Consider the following 16,450-nt stretch of genomic DNA (forward strand, 5'->3'; position numbering starts at 1 on the left):
CGGGCGGGAAAGACCTCAACGATGCCGGTCAGGACGGGGCCGGCGGCAAGGGGAGTTGGAATTCCAAGCGTTTCCTCAAAAGCCTGCTTGTCGCCATCCTCTTCACCGCCGTGGTGGCCGTGGGCGCCCTGGTAATGTCTCGGGGGGAGAAGCCCGACCTCTCGTACAACACCCTCGACTATGACGTCACCGTCCAGGCCAACGGGGACATGAGAATCAAACAGCGCATCGACGTCAGGCTCCTTGCGCGCGAGAACCAGGATGGGGACGAGAAGCCCTGGCGGCAGCTCTTCCAGCGGTACACGCTCAACGAGGACAAACTGACAGGCATCAGCGACATCTCCGTGAAGGACGTGACCGCCGGCAGGGAGTACGGAGAAACCGGCCCGATCACGCCTTCGGATGTCAGCGACACCCCCAACTGGGACGGGCAGTGGGCCAATAAATGGTATCTGGCCCGTGTGAACGGCATCGACCTCCTGCCATACCATTACGAGCAGGGCAAGTCCGGTTGCGAGAAATTCGACTCGAACTGCCAGGTGGAGCTGGGTTGGAACATCCCCGAAGTCAAAGCCGATGAACACAGGGTATTCGAGGTCTCCATGACCTTCCATGGGGTGGTCACCGCCCACGCGGACGTCGCCTCCTTCCAGTGGGAGCCCTTCGGCCGAAGCAATGAGACCTCGATCGGACGAGTGAACGGAACCGTCCACCTGCCACAGGGGGTAACCGAGTCCAACTCCAAGGCCTGGCTCCACTTTTCAGGCACCTCCCAGACCTCGCGTGACAAGGACGGAACCCTGCACTTCACGGCTTTCGAGGTCGTGCCTTACCAGCATCTTGACGTGGTTTCCACCTTCGATGTGGACATGACCCACGATGTGGTCAGACGGGATCCCAATCCGGCGGGCAATGCCATCGCCACCTCGGAGGACTACCAGGAGGCCACCGCCCGCAAGGAGGCACAGGAGCACAGCCGGTCCCGGCTGGTCTACGCCACAACGGTCATTCTGATAGGGATCATCATCTCACTTGTGCTCATCCGTCTGGCCTTCTCCTCATACAAGGCCTCCCAATACCAGGGCGGGACCATCTACCGGCGTGATCCACCGGACCTCTCGCCTGCGGCGGCCGGAGCGATCAACGATGTGATCAGCGATGCCAGCAGCGGACGTTCCGGGCAGATGGCCGCCACCATGCTCTCTCTCGCCTCCAAGGGGGCCATATCGATATATCCCGGTCCCGTCAGTGATTATCAGGGGGACGGGGTCGTGGCCCAAACAGGCGGACTGGTCGCCAAGCTGGGCTCCATGATAGGCAAGAAGCAGGATGACAAGACGTCCACCGTCGCCATCAACCCGGTCTGCAGTCAGGCCCGCCCCTCCCTCAACCTCTCGCCTTCAGAGGATGCCGCCCTGTGCATTTTGGAGGCTGCGGCCGCCCAATTAGGTGACGGGGTCAACGTCTTCGACCTGAAGCAGATGAGCAAGGTCCTTCAGGAGGACCCCTCCAATTCCGAGAATCTCATGGTCCATTTCAACAACTCGGTCGACGCGGAGGTACAACCGCTCCATGCCACCAGGAACCGCGTCGGCAGGAACCTGCTTGCAGGAATCACCCTCCTCCTCTGCATCTTCTTTGTGATCATGCTGGCTGTGGTGGGAAAGAACCTGTACGGCTTGTACATGACCATCATCCCCATCATGAGCGCCGTCTTTTCCATCAGATACGGACGCACCCTTGTGCTGACCCCTCAGGGCCAACAATGGGCCGGTCAGGTGGAGGGTCTCAAGCGCTACATGCTGGACTTCAGCGAATTTGCCGATCGAGGGACCCAGGACCTGGTCCTTTGGGGGCGTTACCTGGTGTACGCGGCCGCTTTCGGCATCAGCGACAAGGTGATGCAGCAGCTCGCCCAGGCATACCCGCAGATCACCGACCGCGACTGGCTGGATTCCAACGCGAACGGCAGTCTGATCTACCAGGCATACCACTCGTCTTCTTCGCCGGGGGGTTGGAGCAGGAACGGGTTCGGTGACCAGGCGGGTCTCTCGCCGACATCCTCCATGCCCACCTCCTTCGCTTACGGCTTCGACGATCTGGGCAGCCAGCTGACGGCCAGTTTCGCAGACATCCAACACACGATTTCCGCGACCTACACTTCCGGCTCATCTGGCGGGTCCTTCAGCGGGGGAGGTTTCAGCGGTTCCTCCGGCGGTTCCGGAGGGGGCTCCTTCGGCGGGCGCTGAGCCGGCCTCCCGCCCGGGACCGGTGACCGGCCCCTGTCTCTTATGTATCTTTGGGCGCGTCACCCGCGCAGACCTTTATCGTCGCCGCTGTCTAGGATTTTCGTATCGATTCCGGCCCGTCCCCGTCGCGGGAACCAGCCGGAAGGGCAAGGACAAGAGGATGTGAAATGACTGTATTGATGAGGAAGATGGGCCCCTTTGAGACTTCTGCCGTGGGCTTGGGGTGCATGGGTCTGTCGATCGAGGGGAAGCCGGACGAGGCCACGGGAATCGAGACCATCCACCAGGCCCTGGATGCCGGCTGCCGCCAGCTGGACACAGCCTGGTCCTACTACGAGTCCGGCGGCCCGGAGCAGACCAACGAGCGCCTGGTCAGGACCGCCCTTGACTCCTGGAAGGGGCCCCGCAGTGAGGTTCTGGTGGCTACCAAGGTGGGCCATTACCGTGACTTCACCGACGGCAGGCCCACCTGGGCCGTTGACGGCAGGCCGGAAAGCCTGATCCGACATGCCAAGGAGTCCGCCCAGGCCCTGGGCGTCGACACGATCGACCTCCTCTACTTCCACAGGCCCGACCCCAAGGTCCCCTACCAGGAGTCCCTGGAGGCCATCAGGTCACTGGTGGAGGAGGGAGTGGCCCGCACGGCCGGAATCTCCAACGCGGACATCGCTCAGATCGACATGGCCCGTTCCATCCTGGGCGACGATCTGGTGGCCGTGCAGAACCAGTTCTCTCCCACCTTCACAAGCAGTTTCGAGGAGTTGAGGCATGTGGCCGATCTGGGTCTGGCCTTCGTCTGCTGGAGCCCCCTGGGTGGATTCCGCAAGGCTAAGGACGAGGCCAGGTATGACCCCTTCCGCCAGGTGGCCGGCAGGCTCGGCGTCAGTTACCAGCAGGTTGTCCTTGCCTGGGAGCTGGCCCAGGATGAGCACGTCTTCGTCATTCCCGGAGCCCACAGGCCCGGGACCATCCTGGACTCCCTGCAGGCCGGTGACCTGCAGATTGACCGGGAAGACATGGAAAGGTTGGGTCGATGACTTCAGGGGACTCGTACGTCGAGTGGTCTCAGGAGTACCGGCTGGTGGACCAGAGCCCGGTGGCCCCCCGGGGCCCCGAGGGGGTTCCGGTCCCCGTCACCATCCCCATAGACCTGGCCCCGGGGGTCAAGGTGGTCTACACCACCAGGTTGGGCGGGGTCTCGCAGGGGGACTATGCCGGACTGAACCTGGGAGGCAAGGGGGGTGACGACCCCCAGGCCGTCGCCGCCAACAGGGCGGCCCTGTCAGCCGAATTGGGTCTGCCCATCCGCCTGGTCGATCAGGTCCACTCCGCCAGGGCCCTGGACGTCGACCAGGAGGTCTCACCCTCGCAGGAGCAGGCTGATGCCATGGTCTCCACCGGGTCCGGCCGTGCCCTGGGCATCTTCGCCGCCGACTGCCTTCCGGTCCTCCTGGCCGACCCCGTCCACGGGGTCATAGGTGCCGCCCACTGCGGGCGCAGAGGACTGGAAGGGGGCGTGATCGCCTCCACCGTCGAACTCATGGTTTCCAAGGGGGCCCGACCCGCCGATACCGTGGCCACGCTCGGTCCCTGCATCTGTGGGGACTGCTACCAGGTGGGCGACGACGTGGCCCAGGCCTTCGAAGGCCGTTTCCCCGCCACCGGCCAACCCTGCCGGTTCGGAGGGAGGGCCATATCCATCGCACTGGCCGCCCTCATGGCCCTGGAGCAGGCCGGCGTCAGCCAGACGGTCGATTCCAGCCGAAGGATCTGTGCAGCCACCTCCTATCTGAAGGATGACGGGGAACTGGCCGACCTCTGCCTCAACGACGGGGAGGGGCCTGCCGACCTGGGGGAGCGCCTGGCCCAGGTGAAGCACGCCATGTGCACCCTGGAGAACCCCCTTTGGTACTCCCACCGGCGGGCGGCACGGGCAGGCAAGTCCCACGAGGGCAGGATGCTTGCCCTGATTTACAGGGAGGACTGAGCGCCCGGTCCCCGCCTGGCAGCCCTGATGTCGGCCTCCACGCCCGCCTTCGTCCGCTGTATGTGATGACCCGGGCGGGCCGATGGCGGTGTGCCCGGTGCAGATATTCAGTGCAGAAGGCGGGCCGGGGGCCGTCTTCCGGCCGCCGACCGCTACGGTGTTTGGTATGAGTGAGTTGAACAACCCCGCTTCGGTCGCGGGGATCGGGGGCTGCGGTGACCGGGAGGACGGGGTGCCCGTCGTGGCCGTCATCCTGGCCGCCGGACTGGGGGTCCGTTTTGACGTGGACAACCCCAAGCAGTTGGTGGCCGTGGGCGGACGTCCCATCGTGGCCTGGTCCATCGAGGCTTTCGAGTCCAATCCCAGGGTGACGGACATCGTGGTCGTGGTCAACCCCCGGGTCAGGCGTACCGTCGAGAAGATCATCATGGGTTCCGGCTATTCCAAGGTCCGGATGACGATCCAGGGAGGGGTGGAGCGTGTCGACAGCACGGGTGCCGCCCTCCAGGCCCTCTCCGACTCCGGTCTCCCCTCGGATGCCAAGGTCCTGATCCACGACGCGGTCCGCCCCTTCGTCGCCCAGTCCTCCATCGACGGCTGCATCGATGCCCTGGGCCAGTTCAACGCAGTCACCGTGGCGGTCCCGTCCACCGACACCATCCTCTTCGCCCGTGACCTGGGAGACCGCAAGGTGGTCCGTGACGTGCCGGACCGGGCCAACATGTTCCGGGCCCAGACGCCCCAGGCCTTCCGTTTCGGCACGATTCGCCGGGCCTATGCCAAGGCGGCCACCGACCCCGGGTTCCACCCGACCGACGACACCCGTGTGGTCGTGGACTACCTGCCCGAGGAACCCGTGGCCATCGTCGCCGGCAGTGAGACCAACCTGAAGATCACCACAACTTCCGACATCCCGATGGCGGAGTGGATAGCCCGGTATGAGGAGGCGGCCGGTTGAGGCCGACCTTGTGTAACATGGGTTTATGCAAGAACTGAAGGTCATCGTCACCGGATACGACCACTATGAGGGGGTGGATGTCAACCCCTCCTACGAGGTGCCCCGGGCCCTGGCCGAGGGGGGAGCGGGCAGGCCCGACCGGGGGCGGGCCGATGCCCAGGAGGTCCTCGACGGGGTGGACCTGGAAATCAAGGCCGTCTCCCTCCCGGTCAGCTTCGCCCGGGCCTGGCCCATCCTGCACGGGGTCATCGAAGATGTGAAGCCGGATATCGTCATCGCCACCGGCCTCAAGCACAAGGCCAGGGGAATCGCCATGGAGCGCTGCGCCGTCAACCTCAAGGAGGTCTCCGACGACCGGGATGAGGGGGACCTGGTGCGTGAACCCGTCAATCCGGGCGGCCCTGCGGCCTACTGGACCAGGCTCCCGCTCAGGGCCATCCTCCACGACTTCGCCCACTCCGGGATTCCGGCCACGCTGAGTTCGGATGCCGGGACCTACGTATGCAACGCCCTCTTCTACAGCCTCCTGGATTGGGCCTCCTCACACCCAACGGTCCTGGCCGGTTTCGTCAGCCTCCCCCTAGTCAACGAATCGGCCCAGGCCGGCTGCGGCCTCCCCCTGGCCCAGCAGGTCCGCGCCGGCCAGGAGGTCGTCCGCGAGACCGCCCGCTATTACCTCCAGCCCTCCTCCAGCCCCATCCTCCTGGCCTGACCAAAGGTCGGCACCCGCCCGGACAAGGCCGCTCAGGAGGACAATGACGGACCGTCGCCGGCCGCACCTGCGCAGGGTGCCTGTCCGGCGGAACCCCCGGCAGGCCGACAGGCCCTGACGGGACGGCCTTCATGCAGGTGGGCGGGGTATGTGGGGCGAGTGTGTCCAAGCGCGCCGCAGAGCCTGTTTCCGCCCCCTTGTGCGTTACTGTAGATACAGGAATATCCCGGGTTTGACCCCCTGCCCTGCGGGGGTGAACATGGTGGCGCAGAGGAGTGAGTGCATATGGTCGACGATCAGTTTCCAGTCGTCTTGCGTGGTTATGACAAGGAAAAGGTGGATGCGACCCTGGCCGGGGTCCGAGAGAACCTTGCCAGGCTGCGGGAGCAGATCAGGAGCGACGACAATCGGATCCTGAAACTGGAGGCGGAGCTCCAGGAGGAGAAGTCACGCAAGACGGAGCGCAGCAAGAACTCCTTCGCTTCCCTGGGTGCCAATGCCCAGCAGCTCCTTGCCTCGGCCGAGCAGACCAGCACGGAACTGCTCAACAGGGCCAAGCAGGATGCCGCCGTCACCCGGGCCTCAGCCCAGGAAAAGGCGGGGACCGTGGTCAACGAGGCCAAGATCGATGCCAAGAGGATTGTGGACGAGGCCAACGGAAAAGCCAAATCCATAGTCGATGCGGCCAACGACGAGGCCAGGACGGTCACGACCACGGCCAAGCAGCAGACCGACCAGCTCAAGGTCTCCGCCGCCAAGGCGACGGCTGAGCAACGCCAGGCCCTGGACCTCGAACTGCAGAACTCCCGCGAGGAGCACGAGAAGAGGCTGGCCGCGCAGAAGGCCACCCAGGAGCGCGAACTGTCCGAGACCAAGGCCGCCGCCGTCAAGGAGATAGCCGAGAAGAGGCAGAAGGCCGACGAGGAGGTCAACAAGCTCAAGCGCGAGGCGAACGACCAGATACAGCAGGCCCTGGCCGAGGCCAACAAGAAGCTGGCTGATGTGCGCGAACAGGTCTCCAAGACATTGAACGACGCCCGCCGTCAGGCCGGTGAGATTACCGATCAGGCCAACACCAAGGCCCAGAAGATCGTGGATGAGGCCAACGTGCAGAGCGCTGACATCCTGGCCAAGGTCAACGCCGAGGCCGAGAAGACCAGGGCTGACATCTCGGCCCAGCAGGAGGAGGCCACCACCAAGGTCAACGACCTCCTGAAGAGCCTGGAGGACCGCCGACAGAAGACCCAGCAGGAGACGGAAGAGCTGATGGCCCAGGCCAAGGCCGCCCGGAAGGACGCCGACGACTTCGCCGCCTTCAAGCGTGAGGAGTCGGAGCGCAAGGCCGCCGAGATTCTTGAAGAGGGCAAGAAGCAGGCCACCGCGGAGATCGAGGAGCGCCGGAAGGCCTCCCAGGCCGAGTTGGACGGCCTGCGTGACCACATAGCCAGGCTTCAGAAGCGAGAGGCCACCATCACCGCCCGTGTGGACGAGTTGCGTTCCATCTTCGCCAAGTCCTTCGGGGGCTTCGACGGTTATCCCGATGAGACCTCCTCCCAGGACCAGGAGGATCTGAGCCAAGGGGATGATGCCCAGGCCCCCGACGTGCCTGTCATCAATGCCGTCCCAGGACAGGCGGCCCAGGCCCAGGCCCAGGCTCCCGACCGCCCGGCCGGACTCCCCTCAGGTCCGTCCAAGCCGGAAGGGGCCGCCCCGGACGCCCAGGCAGACAGGACCGCCGCGGACTCACCGGATCCTGAGGCCAGGGACGGTCAGGCCGGGTCCGGCAGCCCGGTCGATACGGCCGAGGCCGTGGGATCGCAGCCGTCTGAAGATGAAGATTCCGACGGACAGGGCGAGGCCGGTAAGGGCGACCTGGCCGACACACAGGATTCCGGGGCGCACGGCCACGGCACCGACACCTCAGCCGGTGCCGTGCACGGGAACCCGGACAGGCCGGACCCGGCCGCCACGGTCAGCGCCGGAGATGACATGCCCGCCTCCATACCTCCCGAGCATCATCCGAACAGGGAGGGCCGGGGGGCCCAGCCGGCCATCAAGCAGGGCCGTCTGGCCGCGAGCGCCTCTGATGGCCAGGCCGACCGGTCCGCCGCCTCCGGCAACCCCGAGGAGACCAGGGTCATACAGCCCATCAAGGGGGCCGACGGCCCGGAGCAGGCGGCGGCTTCCCACTGAGGCCGACCACTTCCGACAGGTGGTGTTGAACGGGGTCGCCCAAGGCTGGCGGCCCCGTTCACACCTGCGGGGTCGGCCCTGTCTTCCGCATCGTGGACGTGGCGCCGTCTTGACACCGGCCCTCACTATGCTGGGTCGTACTCGTGGCCTTGGCAGCGAGACCGCACGATCAGACAGGAAACCGGGCCCCGCCTTCACATCTGGCGGGGCATGAAAGACATGAAAGGAAACAGAGCTCATATGGCACCATCATTGAAACCACTCGATGAGTCCACCCTGGAGGGATTGAGGTCCGGCTTTGAAAGCCGCGAAGCCAACCGCATCGCCATGAATGCGGTCACCCAGTCCGGCATCGAGGCCGTCGCCCACAACTACGACCGGGCCCGTCTCCTCCAGCACCGTTTCTCGGTCAGCCTGGACAATGGGAAGGCCACCTCACAGGCCCGTTCCGGCCGCTGCTGGCTCTTCAGCTCCCTGAATGTGGCCCGGTTCGTGGCCCGCAAGGCGCTGAACATCGATGCCTCCAGCCCTGCCAACCCCATGGGTGATTTCGAGCTCTCACAGAACTATGCCATGTACTACGACAAACTGGAGAGGGTCAACTACTTCCTCCAGGACGTCTCAGCCCTCGTGCGCGCGGGCGAGCCGGTCGATTCCGAACTCATGCGCTTCCTCATGGGCGATGTGATGGGTGACGGCGGCCAGTGGATCATGGCCATGAACATATACAAGAAGTACGGGGCCGTCCCCAAGCAGTACTTCCCTGAGACCGCCTCCTCGCAGAACACGGGCGAGATGGACAGCCAGCTGCGTTCCCTCCTCCATCAGGCCGTGGCCCACATGGTCGCGGAACCGGACAGGATCGACGACATCGTCAGGGAGACCACGGAGGCCGGCCACAGGATGCTGACCATCCATCTGGGCACCCCGCCGACCAGCTTCGACTGGGAGTGGACGGACAAGGACGGCGTCTTCCACAGGGATGGGGAGATCACCCCGCAGGAATTCTGGAAGAAGTATGTGGACGCAGGCCTGGAGGACTATGTCTGCCTGGTAGACGATCCCCGCCGTGAGCACCCCAAGGGCAGGAAGATCGGCATCGAGCACCTGGGCAACGTGGCCGGCGGCGACCCCACCGAATACCTGAACGTCCCCATCCAGTTCATGAAGGACTGCGCACGCAAGCTGATGAGCGAGGAGGGCATCCCCGTCTGGTTCGGGGCCGACTGCCACCCCATGATGGATCGGAAGACCGGTCAGTGGGCCACCGACCTCTTCGAGTATGGCCGCGTCTATGGTGTCGACTTCGACATGGACAAGGAGCAGAGGGTCCGTTTCGGCGATTCGGCCCAGAACCACGCCATGGCCTTCCTCGGGGTGGACGTGGCCGATGACGGTGTGACGACGGACCGCTGGAGGGTCGAGAACTCCTGGGGCACCGACATCGCCAACGAGGGCTACTTCACGATGAGCGACGACTGGTTCACCGAATACGTCTACGAGGTGGCCGTGCCCAAGTCCATGCTGCCGGAGGAGTACCGCCAGGCGGTCGACCAGCCGGCCATCATGCTGCCGGCCTGGGATCCCATGGGGGCTTTGGCCTGACATGTATCGCTGCCGACGGCCGGGCCGGACATGGGGACATGTCCTGTCCGGCCGTTTGCGCTTGCAGGCCTGGGTTCCTGCAGGCGGAGAGTCCGATGCAGCGGAGGCGACAGGCCGGTGTCTGGTCTTCAGGAAGGGTGGAGAATCATGACCAAGCATCACAGTGAAGGTGGGAGCGGCAGGCATGAGGAGGAGTGGTCCGGCCGCCGCCATGAGGGGCGTGAGGCCTACGATGTGGAACTCCTCCACAAGGCCCTGGCAGAGGGGAGGGACCCCTCCACCGCCTCGGATGTCCCCCGCTGGGAGGATGAAGTCGGCATAGGGAGGATCGTCAACAGGAGGATCTTCGAGCTCAACCCCCTGCCCACCCCCGCCCAGATCCTGACCGACTACCCCTTGGACGGCCAGGCCAGGGACCTGGTCATCACCTCCAGGAGGGAGGTGAGGGACTGCCTGTACGGGCGGGACGACCGTCTCCTGGTCATCGTGGGGCCCTGCTCGGTCCACGACCCCAAGGCCGCCGTCGATTACGCCCACCGCCTGGCAAGGGTCAAGGCCGACCTGGAGGACCGGTTGATCATCGTCATGAGGGTCTACTTCGAGAAACCCCGGACCACCGTGGGCTGGAAGGGTCTGATCAACGACCCCGACCTGGACGGCAGCCATGACATCCGCAAGGGGCTCATCCTGGCCCGCCGCACCCTCCTCGACGTCCTGGCGGCCGGGGTGCCCGCAGCCACCGAGTTCCTGGAGCCCACCTCCCCCCAGTACACGTCGGATGCAATCAGCTGGGGGGCCATCGGGGCCCGGAACACGGAGAGCCAGGTCCACCGACAGCTGGCCAGCGGCATGTCCATGCCCATCGGTTTCAAGAACGCGACGGACGGCAGCGTGGACGTGGCGGCCGACAGCTGTTTCACCGCAGCCCAGCGCCACACCTTCTTCGGCATCGACCACGAGGGCAGGGCCGCCGCAGTGGAGACCCTGGGCAATCCGGACTGCCATGTGGTCCTCAGGGGGTCTTCCAGCGGGCCCAACTACGACGCGGAATCGGTGGCGGCCGACCTGAAGATGATCCGGTCCAAGCTCCCTTCCGACTCGGCCGCCTCCCACGGCCTGGTCATCGATGCCTCCCATGGCAACTCCGGCAAGGACGAGCACAGGCAGATGGAGGTGGTCCATGAGTTGGCGGGCCGCATCGCCGGAGGTGAGAAGGGAATCACCGGTCTGATGATGGAGAGCTTCATCGAGGGCGGCAACCAGCCGGCCGCCCCCCTTGACCAGCTGGTCTATGGGAAGTCCGTGACGGACCGCTGCATCTCCTGGCCTGACACCGAGGTCCTCCTCAGGGAGCTGGCCGATGCCGTGACACAGGGGAGGGGGAGCGCCTCCTGACAGGGTTTCCCGCCCCGGCAGGTCTGTGACGGCCAGGTCCCGCTGGTAGGCTGGGGGCGGTGAATGACGGTCGGCGGCCACCCGGTCGTGACCGTCGCCGCAGACGGAATGTGCAGGAGGATGCAATGGGCGAGCAGACCATGCTGACAGGTGCCAAGGTGGCGGACAAAAACGGGGGGCTGGTAGCCGTCCTCGGGGCCATGGACGAGGAGGTGGCCCTCATCGCCGGGGGGCTGGAAGAGGCCAGGCACGACTCGGCCGGGGCCCGGGCCGGTCTGGACGTGGTCCACGGCAGGCTCCCCAAGAAGGACGGGGGTTCGATCGAAGTCGTCGCCACCGTGGGGGGCATGGGGACCGTCAACATCGCCTCGGCCACCCAGTACCTGATTGACGCATATGGTCCCGAGGCCGTCATCTTCTCGGGAATCGCCGGCAATCTCAACAAGGACCTCCATATCAACGACGTGGTCCTGGGCGGGACCTTGCGCTATCTGGATTCGGACATGAGGCTGATCGCCCAGTCGGCCCCCCGCACCGAGGACTTCCACTCGGACCCCCACCTGCTCCGCCTGGCCGAACAGGCCCTGACCGACATGGGCATCACCCACAAGACCGGGACCATTGCGACCGGCAACTACTTCGTCGACAGCCCCCAGGCCGTTGCCCGGGTCAAGGAGGAGACCGGGGCCGACGCGGTGGAGATGGAGGGGGCGGCGGTCTGCCATGTGGCAGCGCGCAACCAGGTGCCGGCCCTGGTCATACGGGCCCTGAGCGACAACGCCGACACGGACTACGAGGTCTTCAAGGCGTTCGACATCTCCGAGTACGCCGATACGGCTGCCCGCCTGGTCCTGGCCATAGCGGCCGGGGTCTGAGTGCAGCCGGCCCTGGCGGGACAGGGCCGAAGGAGGCCGCGGGGCCAGGGTGCCCGGGCGGGAGGAAGTGACGGCGATGGCTGCTGTTCCAAGGGTTGGGGTTTCCCACCGGTCCCCCATGCATGCCGGTGTGCAGATCCTGATAGAAGACCGTGTGGACCCGGTGGGCCTCGAACCCTTCGCAACCCCTGTCCTCCGCTGGCGCCTGGTCGGCGCCGAAGACCGTGGGGGGACGACCCTGCTCACGGGAGCTGATGGGTCTTCCTCCGGCGGCGCTCCTCCTGCCGCCTACAGGGTGACCGTGAGCGACCGTCCCCTCCCCTCCGTCCCTCGGCATGCCGGAGGACTTGGCAATCCGCCTGGAGGGGGTGGGGGTGACCGGGCCTTCACCTGGTCAAGTGGCCCCAGGAGGGCTGACGACCTGGAAGGTCTGCCGCTGGAGGGGGTCACGATGGATCCGGACAGGCGGTACTGGGCCCGGGTCGACCTCCTTGACGGGGAGGGCAGGCCCCTGCCGCCTGCGGGTCTGGCCACCTTTGGCACCGGTGCCGGCAGGAAGTGGAAGGCGGATGCAATCTGGTCCCCGGCCGGTGTCGGAGGGGGGGCGGAACCGCCCGACTGGGCATTCATGCGGGGCGCCTTTCATCTGCCGGACCGGCCGATCCTCTGGGCCACCCTGAGCGTCACCGCCTCCTCAACGGCCCCCTCCCGGCAGTATGTATACAGCCTCTGGCTCAACGGGAGCCATCTGGGGTGCGGTCCGGTCTTCCCCCTTGGCGACGAGGCCCGGTACGACGCCTATGATGTGACCGGACTCCTGGAACCCGGGTCGGTCAACGCCCTGGGGGTCCTGGCCCATACAGGGCGGGACAAGAGGTTCGCCGCAGCCCTGACGGTCTGTCTGAGGGGAGGCGGTCTCCTCCACTTCGGCAGCGGGAGCCTGTGGAAGGCCCTGGACGGGTCGGCCGCCTTCCCGCAGGCGGGCTCCATAGGGACGGCCTACTACCAGGCCCCGGTCGAGGACATACAGGCGGCCGCCTTCCCGGCCGGACTGTCATCGGCCTCCTTCGATGATTCCTCCTGGCCTGCGGCCTCGCTCAGGACCCCCTTTGAAGACCTTCACGCCAGCCCGGTCGACCCGCTGAGACCGGCAGCCGTCACGCCCTGCCGGATCATGACGAGGGGCCGGGACCATGTCATCCTCGACTTCGGCCGGGCCCTTCTCGGCGGAATCAGCCTGGACCTGACCCTGGCCGCCCCGGCCGACCTGGAGATTCGTTATGGGGAGGTCCTGGACGGGGACGGAGGGGTCCGTTACCACCTGGCGGCCGGCAACGTCTACCGGGACCGCTGGCAGCTGGCCGCAGGCCGCAACCGCCTGCAGACCTGGGGGATGAGGGTCTTCCGTTATGTGGAGCTGATCCCCTCACAGGGGTTCGGAACCCCGATCGGTCCCGGGCGGCATCCTGAGGGCGGCCGCCGGCCGGCTGCGGATGGGCGGGCGGTGGCCTTGAGGGACCTGGCTGCCGCCGTTCGGGGCGTCACCCTCCGGCCGGCGGTCAACGACCCGGCCGCCGCCTTCTCCTCCTCCGAACCCGTCCTGGACCGGGTCTGGGAACTTTGCCGGCAGACCGCACAGGGCCTGGATGCCAACATCTACGTGGATTCCTGGACCAGGGAGCGGGCCCCCTATGAGGCGGATGCGTGGATACAGCAGGAGGCCCACCTGGCCCTTGACGATGCCCCCTCCCTTGGGGCATACACGGCCCGCTACCTGGCGGCCCATCGGACCTGGCCCACCGAGTGGCCCCTCTACACCATCCTGATGGTCCATGACTCCTGGATGCAGACGGGATCGCCCGGCCTGGTCCGCTCCCTCTACCCGGCCCTGGTCGGCCTCCTGCCCGAAAAGTACGTGGACCCGACAACCGGTCTCGTCGTCAAGGACCCCGGCCTCGCCAGCAGGAAGGACGGGGACCTGGTGGACTGGCCCCCATGCGAGAGGGACGGCTTCGTCTTCGGCCGGGTCAACACCGTTGTCAATGCCCTGGCCAGTCAGGCATACGCGGACATGGCCGACCTGGCTTCCGCCGTCGGCAGGCGGGACCAGTCCAGCCTGTGGGCCAGCCGGGCCAGGGCGATCAGACGGTCCATCGACGGCCTCCTCTTCGACCCCGCAACAGGCAGCCTGTGCGACGGGCTGGATGCGGTTGCCCAGGGCGGTCCAATCAGTCACCATTCCCTGCACGCCTCGGCCTTCGCCCTGGCCTTCGCAGACCTGCCAGAGGACCATCTGGAGGCGGTCGGATCCTACCTGCGCGGCAGGGGGATGGCCTGCAGCGTCTATGCGGCGGCGGTCTACCTGGGAGGCCTCTACCGGGCCGGGATGGGGGCGGATGCCGATGCCCTCATGGTCCGTCGGGAGGGCATCCGCACCTGGGCCCACATGGTGGACCAGGCCGGAGGGGGGACCATGGAGGCATGGGACCCGGCGGTCAAACCCAACACCACCTACTCCCACCCCTGGGGCGCCAGCCCGGCCAGCCTCCTTCCCGGTGGCCTGATGGGGCTGGTCCCGCTCCGGCCGGGATTCTCCGCCTTCGCCTGCATACCCCAGCCCGGATCCATCCGGTCCGCCCGGTCGGTCATGCCCGTGCGGGCGGGCAGGATCGAGGCCACCTACCAGGTGCTGGGCGGACGCGACCTGCCGGACCCGGTAGGCGGCCGTACGCCGGTCCTGCCCGGCATCGAGGTCGACCTGGCCGTCCCCGCCAGGACCAGGGCCACGCTGGTCCTGCCGCCGCTGGCAGGCCTGGCCCCGGCCACCCCCTGGGAGGTCCGGGTGGATGGAGGGGCCCGGCTTATCAGGTCCGAGGCGGGCTTCTTCCGCCTGGGCGGGGTGCGCTGTCCGCCGGGCAGCCTGGTGGTGGAGGACCTGGGTCCCGGCCGCCACCGGGTCAGGTCCATGGGGGCCGCCCTGCCGAGGGCCGCTTGCCCAAGTCGTCATCATCATGTATAGTGTTCACCCGTACACCAAAGACCGTTGGTTGAGACCTCTTGGTCTCCGAAGTTCGGCTATGCCGGGCCAGCGCAGGTAGGCAAGGGAAACCCCGGTTTCCGCTTCTGTGGCTCTGCCTGTGTGCAGGGCTTTTTTCATGCCTGCAGCCCGGCATCGGATGGGTCCGGCGGTCGACTTAGGAAGGAACGCCATGAAAAGGCCCGAAAAGGAAGAGGCTGTAGCCAGGCTCACGGACAGATTCCGTGACGCCGATGCCATCATCCTCACCGAGTACCGCGGGCTCAGTGTTCCGCAGATCTCAGACCTGCGCAACAAACTAGGCCGCGATACCTCCTACGTCGTGGCGAAGAACACGCTTGCCCGCATCGCGGCAAAGGAGGCCGGCGTTGACGGCCTCGACGAGATGCTCGCCGGCCCCTGCGCCATCACCTTCGTGAAGGGTGATTACGTCGAAGCCGCCAAGACCCTGCGTGATTTCGCCAAGATCAACAAGCCTCTGATTCTCAAGGGCGGCTATATCGATGGTGCCGCCGTGGATGATGAGACCATCCAGAAGATCGCGGACCTCGAGTCCCGCGATGTTCTGCTCTCCCGCATGGCGGGCGCGCTCAAGGGCACCATGTCCAAGGCCGCCTATGCCTTCGTCGCCCTGCCCACCAAGGCCGTGCGTACGATCGACGCCCTGCGCGAGAAGCAGGAAAAGGCTGCGTGAGGCGCGGATTCGTCCGACTGCACGCTGCAAAACAATACAGTTGTTCGGCGTCCGGCATACCAAGGAACCGGCCGCCACAGATGAAAGGAAGCCATAATGGCCAAGCTCTCTGCTGACGAGCTCATCGATGCGTTCAAGGAAATGACCCTGGTCGAGCTGTCCGACTTCGTCAAGAAGTTCGAGGACGAGTTCGACGTCGAGGCTGCCGCCCCCGTGGCAGCCGTGGCCGCCGCTCCGGCCGCCGCCCCCGCCGAGGAGGAGAAGACCGAGTTCGACGTCGTCCTGTCCGCCGTCGGCGACAAGAAGATCCAGGTCATCAAGGCCGTCAAGGCCATCACCAACCTGGGCCTGGCCGAGGCCAAGGCCCTGGTTGACGGTGCCCCCAAGGCCGTCCTGGAAGGCGCCAAGAAGGAGGACGCCGACAAGGCGAAGTCCCAGCTGGAAGAGGCCGGCGCCACCGTCGAGCTCAAGTGATCCCGGGCTCTTCGGAGCCGGTCACAGCAACCCCGTGCCGCGGTTTGCGGTGCGGGGTTTCTTCTTGCCCGTAAGGGTCAGCGACCGTCCCGACAGGGACGGCCGTACCGGCGGCGACGGCGCCCTCCCGTTCTCGGCCGGTCCTGGATTGTGCCGTAAGGGGTCGGGCCTTGTATCCTAGGACCTGTATGCACCCGGTTGGTGTACGGATGCGCCGGTGACCGCCGGCCCCGCGCCTTCAGCCGATGCGATGGAGCAGGACCGGAAAAGG

The 16,450-nt window shown here is 66.1% G+C and carries 12 protein-coding genes; all 12 read left to right on the forward strand.

The features are described 5' to 3' along the window. The coding region (locus V6584_RS01450) for a DUF2207 family protein (RefSeq protein WP_340486128.1) at window positions 1-2,249 on the forward strand (2,249 nt) is incomplete at its 5' end. Window positions 2,250-2,416: 167 nt separating this feature from the next. Beyond that, on the forward strand, window positions 2,417-3,286 hold the full coding sequence (locus V6584_RS01455; protein ID WP_340468671.1) for an aldo/keto reductase: 870 nt from the start codon (window positions 2,417-2,419) through the stop codon (window positions 3,284-3,286). After that, the gene (locus tag V6584_RS01460) at window positions 3,283-4,236 is read left to right on the forward strand and encodes a purine nucleoside phosphorylase YfiH/LACC1 family protein (protein WP_340468672.1); all 954 of its coding nucleotides are present in this window, start codon (window positions 3,283-3,285) and stop codon (window positions 4,234-4,236) included. The genes V6584_RS01455 and V6584_RS01460 overlap by 4 nt, the downstream gene beginning before the upstream one ends. Window positions 4,237-4,402: 166 nt before the next feature. Further along, entirely contained in the window at window positions 4,403-5,194 is a 792-nt protein-coding gene (locus tag V6584_RS01465) for an IspD/TarI family cytidylyltransferase (protein WP_340468673.1), read from the forward strand. Between the two features lie 25 nt (window positions 5,195-5,219). Continuing rightward, complete coding sequence (locus V6584_RS01470; RefSeq protein ID WP_340468674.1) at window positions 5,220-5,906, forward strand: pyroglutamyl-peptidase I; 687 nt, start codon at window positions 5,220-5,222, stop codon at window positions 5,904-5,906. A 285-nt stretch (window positions 5,907-6,191) separates the two neighbouring features. Further along, entirely contained in the window at window positions 6,192-8,099 is a 1,908-nt protein-coding gene (locus V6584_RS01475) for a DivIVA domain-containing protein (RefSeq protein ID WP_340468675.1), read from the forward strand. A 240-nt stretch (window positions 8,100-8,339) separates the two neighbouring features. Further along, complete coding sequence (locus V6584_RS01480) at window positions 8,340-9,704, forward strand: C1 family peptidase (RefSeq protein WP_340468676.1); 1,365 nt, start codon at window positions 8,340-8,342, stop codon at window positions 9,702-9,704. 147 nt (window positions 9,705-9,851) lie between these two features. Further along, window positions 9,852-11,099: a 3-deoxy-7-phosphoheptulonate synthase gene (locus V6584_RS01485; protein WP_340468677.1), complete on the forward strand. Its 1,248-nt coding sequence runs from the start codon at window positions 9,852-9,854 to the stop codon at window positions 11,097-11,099. A gap of 125 nt (window positions 11,100-11,224) precedes the next feature. Beyond that, entirely contained in the window at window positions 11,225-11,974 is a 750-nt protein-coding gene (gene mtnN / locus V6584_RS01490; protein ID WP_340468678.1) for a 5'-methylthioadenosine/S-adenosylhomocysteine nucleosidase, read from the forward strand. A gap of 76 nt (window positions 11,975-12,050) precedes the next feature. Then, on the forward strand, window positions 12,051-14,993 hold the full coding sequence (locus V6584_RS01495) for an alpha-L-rhamnosidase-related protein (protein ID WP_340468679.1): 2,943 nt from the start codon (window positions 12,051-12,053) through the stop codon (window positions 14,991-14,993). A 190-nt stretch (window positions 14,994-15,183) separates the two neighbouring features. Then, window positions 15,184-15,705, forward strand: coding sequence for a 50S ribosomal protein L10 (gene rplJ / locus V6584_RS01500; RefSeq protein WP_340468680.1), 522 nt, complete (start codon window positions 15,184-15,186; stop codon window positions 15,703-15,705). Between the two features lie 96 nt (window positions 15,706-15,801). Continuing rightward, window positions 15,802-16,179, forward strand: a complete 378-nt coding sequence (gene rplL, locus V6584_RS01505; RefSeq protein WP_340468681.1) for a 50S ribosomal protein L7/L12 — start codon at window positions 15,802-15,804, stop codon at window positions 16,177-16,179. Window positions 16,180-16,450: the final 271 nt, after the last annotated feature.

The sequence above is a fragment of the Bifidobacterium favimelis genome, assembly GCF_037963085.1.
Classification (GTDB): domain Bacteria; phylum Actinomycetota; class Actinomycetes; order Actinomycetales; family Bifidobacteriaceae; genus Bombiscardovia; species Bombiscardovia favimelis.

Excerpts from the sequence above, each read along its gene's own strand:
- V6584_RS01480 (WP_340468676.1), top strand. The coding sequence starts at position 8,340 with ATGGCACCATCATTGAAACCACTCGATGAGTCCACCCTGGAGGGATTG.
- rplJ (WP_340468680.1), top strand. The coding sequence starts at position 15,184 with ATGAAAAGGCCCGAAAAGGAAGAGGCTGTAGCCAGGCTCACGGACAGA.
- V6584_RS01455 (WP_340468671.1), top strand. The coding sequence starts at position 2,417 with ATGACTGTATTGATGAGGAAGATGGGCCCCTTTGAGACTTCTGCCGTG.
- V6584_RS01470 (WP_340468674.1), top strand. The coding sequence starts at position 5,220 with ATGCAAGAACTGAAGGTCATCGTCACCGGATACGACCACTATGAGGGG.
- V6584_RS01495 (WP_340468679.1), top strand. The coding sequence starts at position 12,051 with ATGGCTGCTGTTCCAAGGGTTGGGGTTTCCCACCGGTCCCCCATGCAT.
- V6584_RS01485 (WP_340468677.1), top strand. The coding sequence starts at position 9,852 with ATGACCAAGCATCACAGTGAAGGTGGGAGCGGCAGGCATGAGGAGGAG.
- rplL (WP_340468681.1), top strand. The coding sequence starts at position 15,802 with ATGGCCAAGCTCTCTGCTGACGAGCTCATCGATGCGTTCAAGGAAATG.
- V6584_RS01460 (WP_340468672.1), top strand. The coding sequence starts at position 3,283 with ATGACTTCAGGGGACTCGTACGTCGAGTGGTCTCAGGAGTACCGGCTG.
- V6584_RS01465 (WP_340468673.1), top strand. The coding sequence starts at position 4,403 with ATGAGTGAGTTGAACAACCCCGCTTCGGTCGCGGGGATCGGGGGCTGC.
- V6584_RS01475 (WP_340468675.1), top strand. The coding sequence starts at position 6,192 with ATGGTCGACGATCAGTTTCCAGTCGTCTTGCGTGGTTATGACAAGGAA.
- mtnN (WP_340468678.1), top strand. The coding sequence starts at position 11,225 with ATGGGCGAGCAGACCATGCTGACAGGTGCCAAGGTGGCGGACAAAAAC.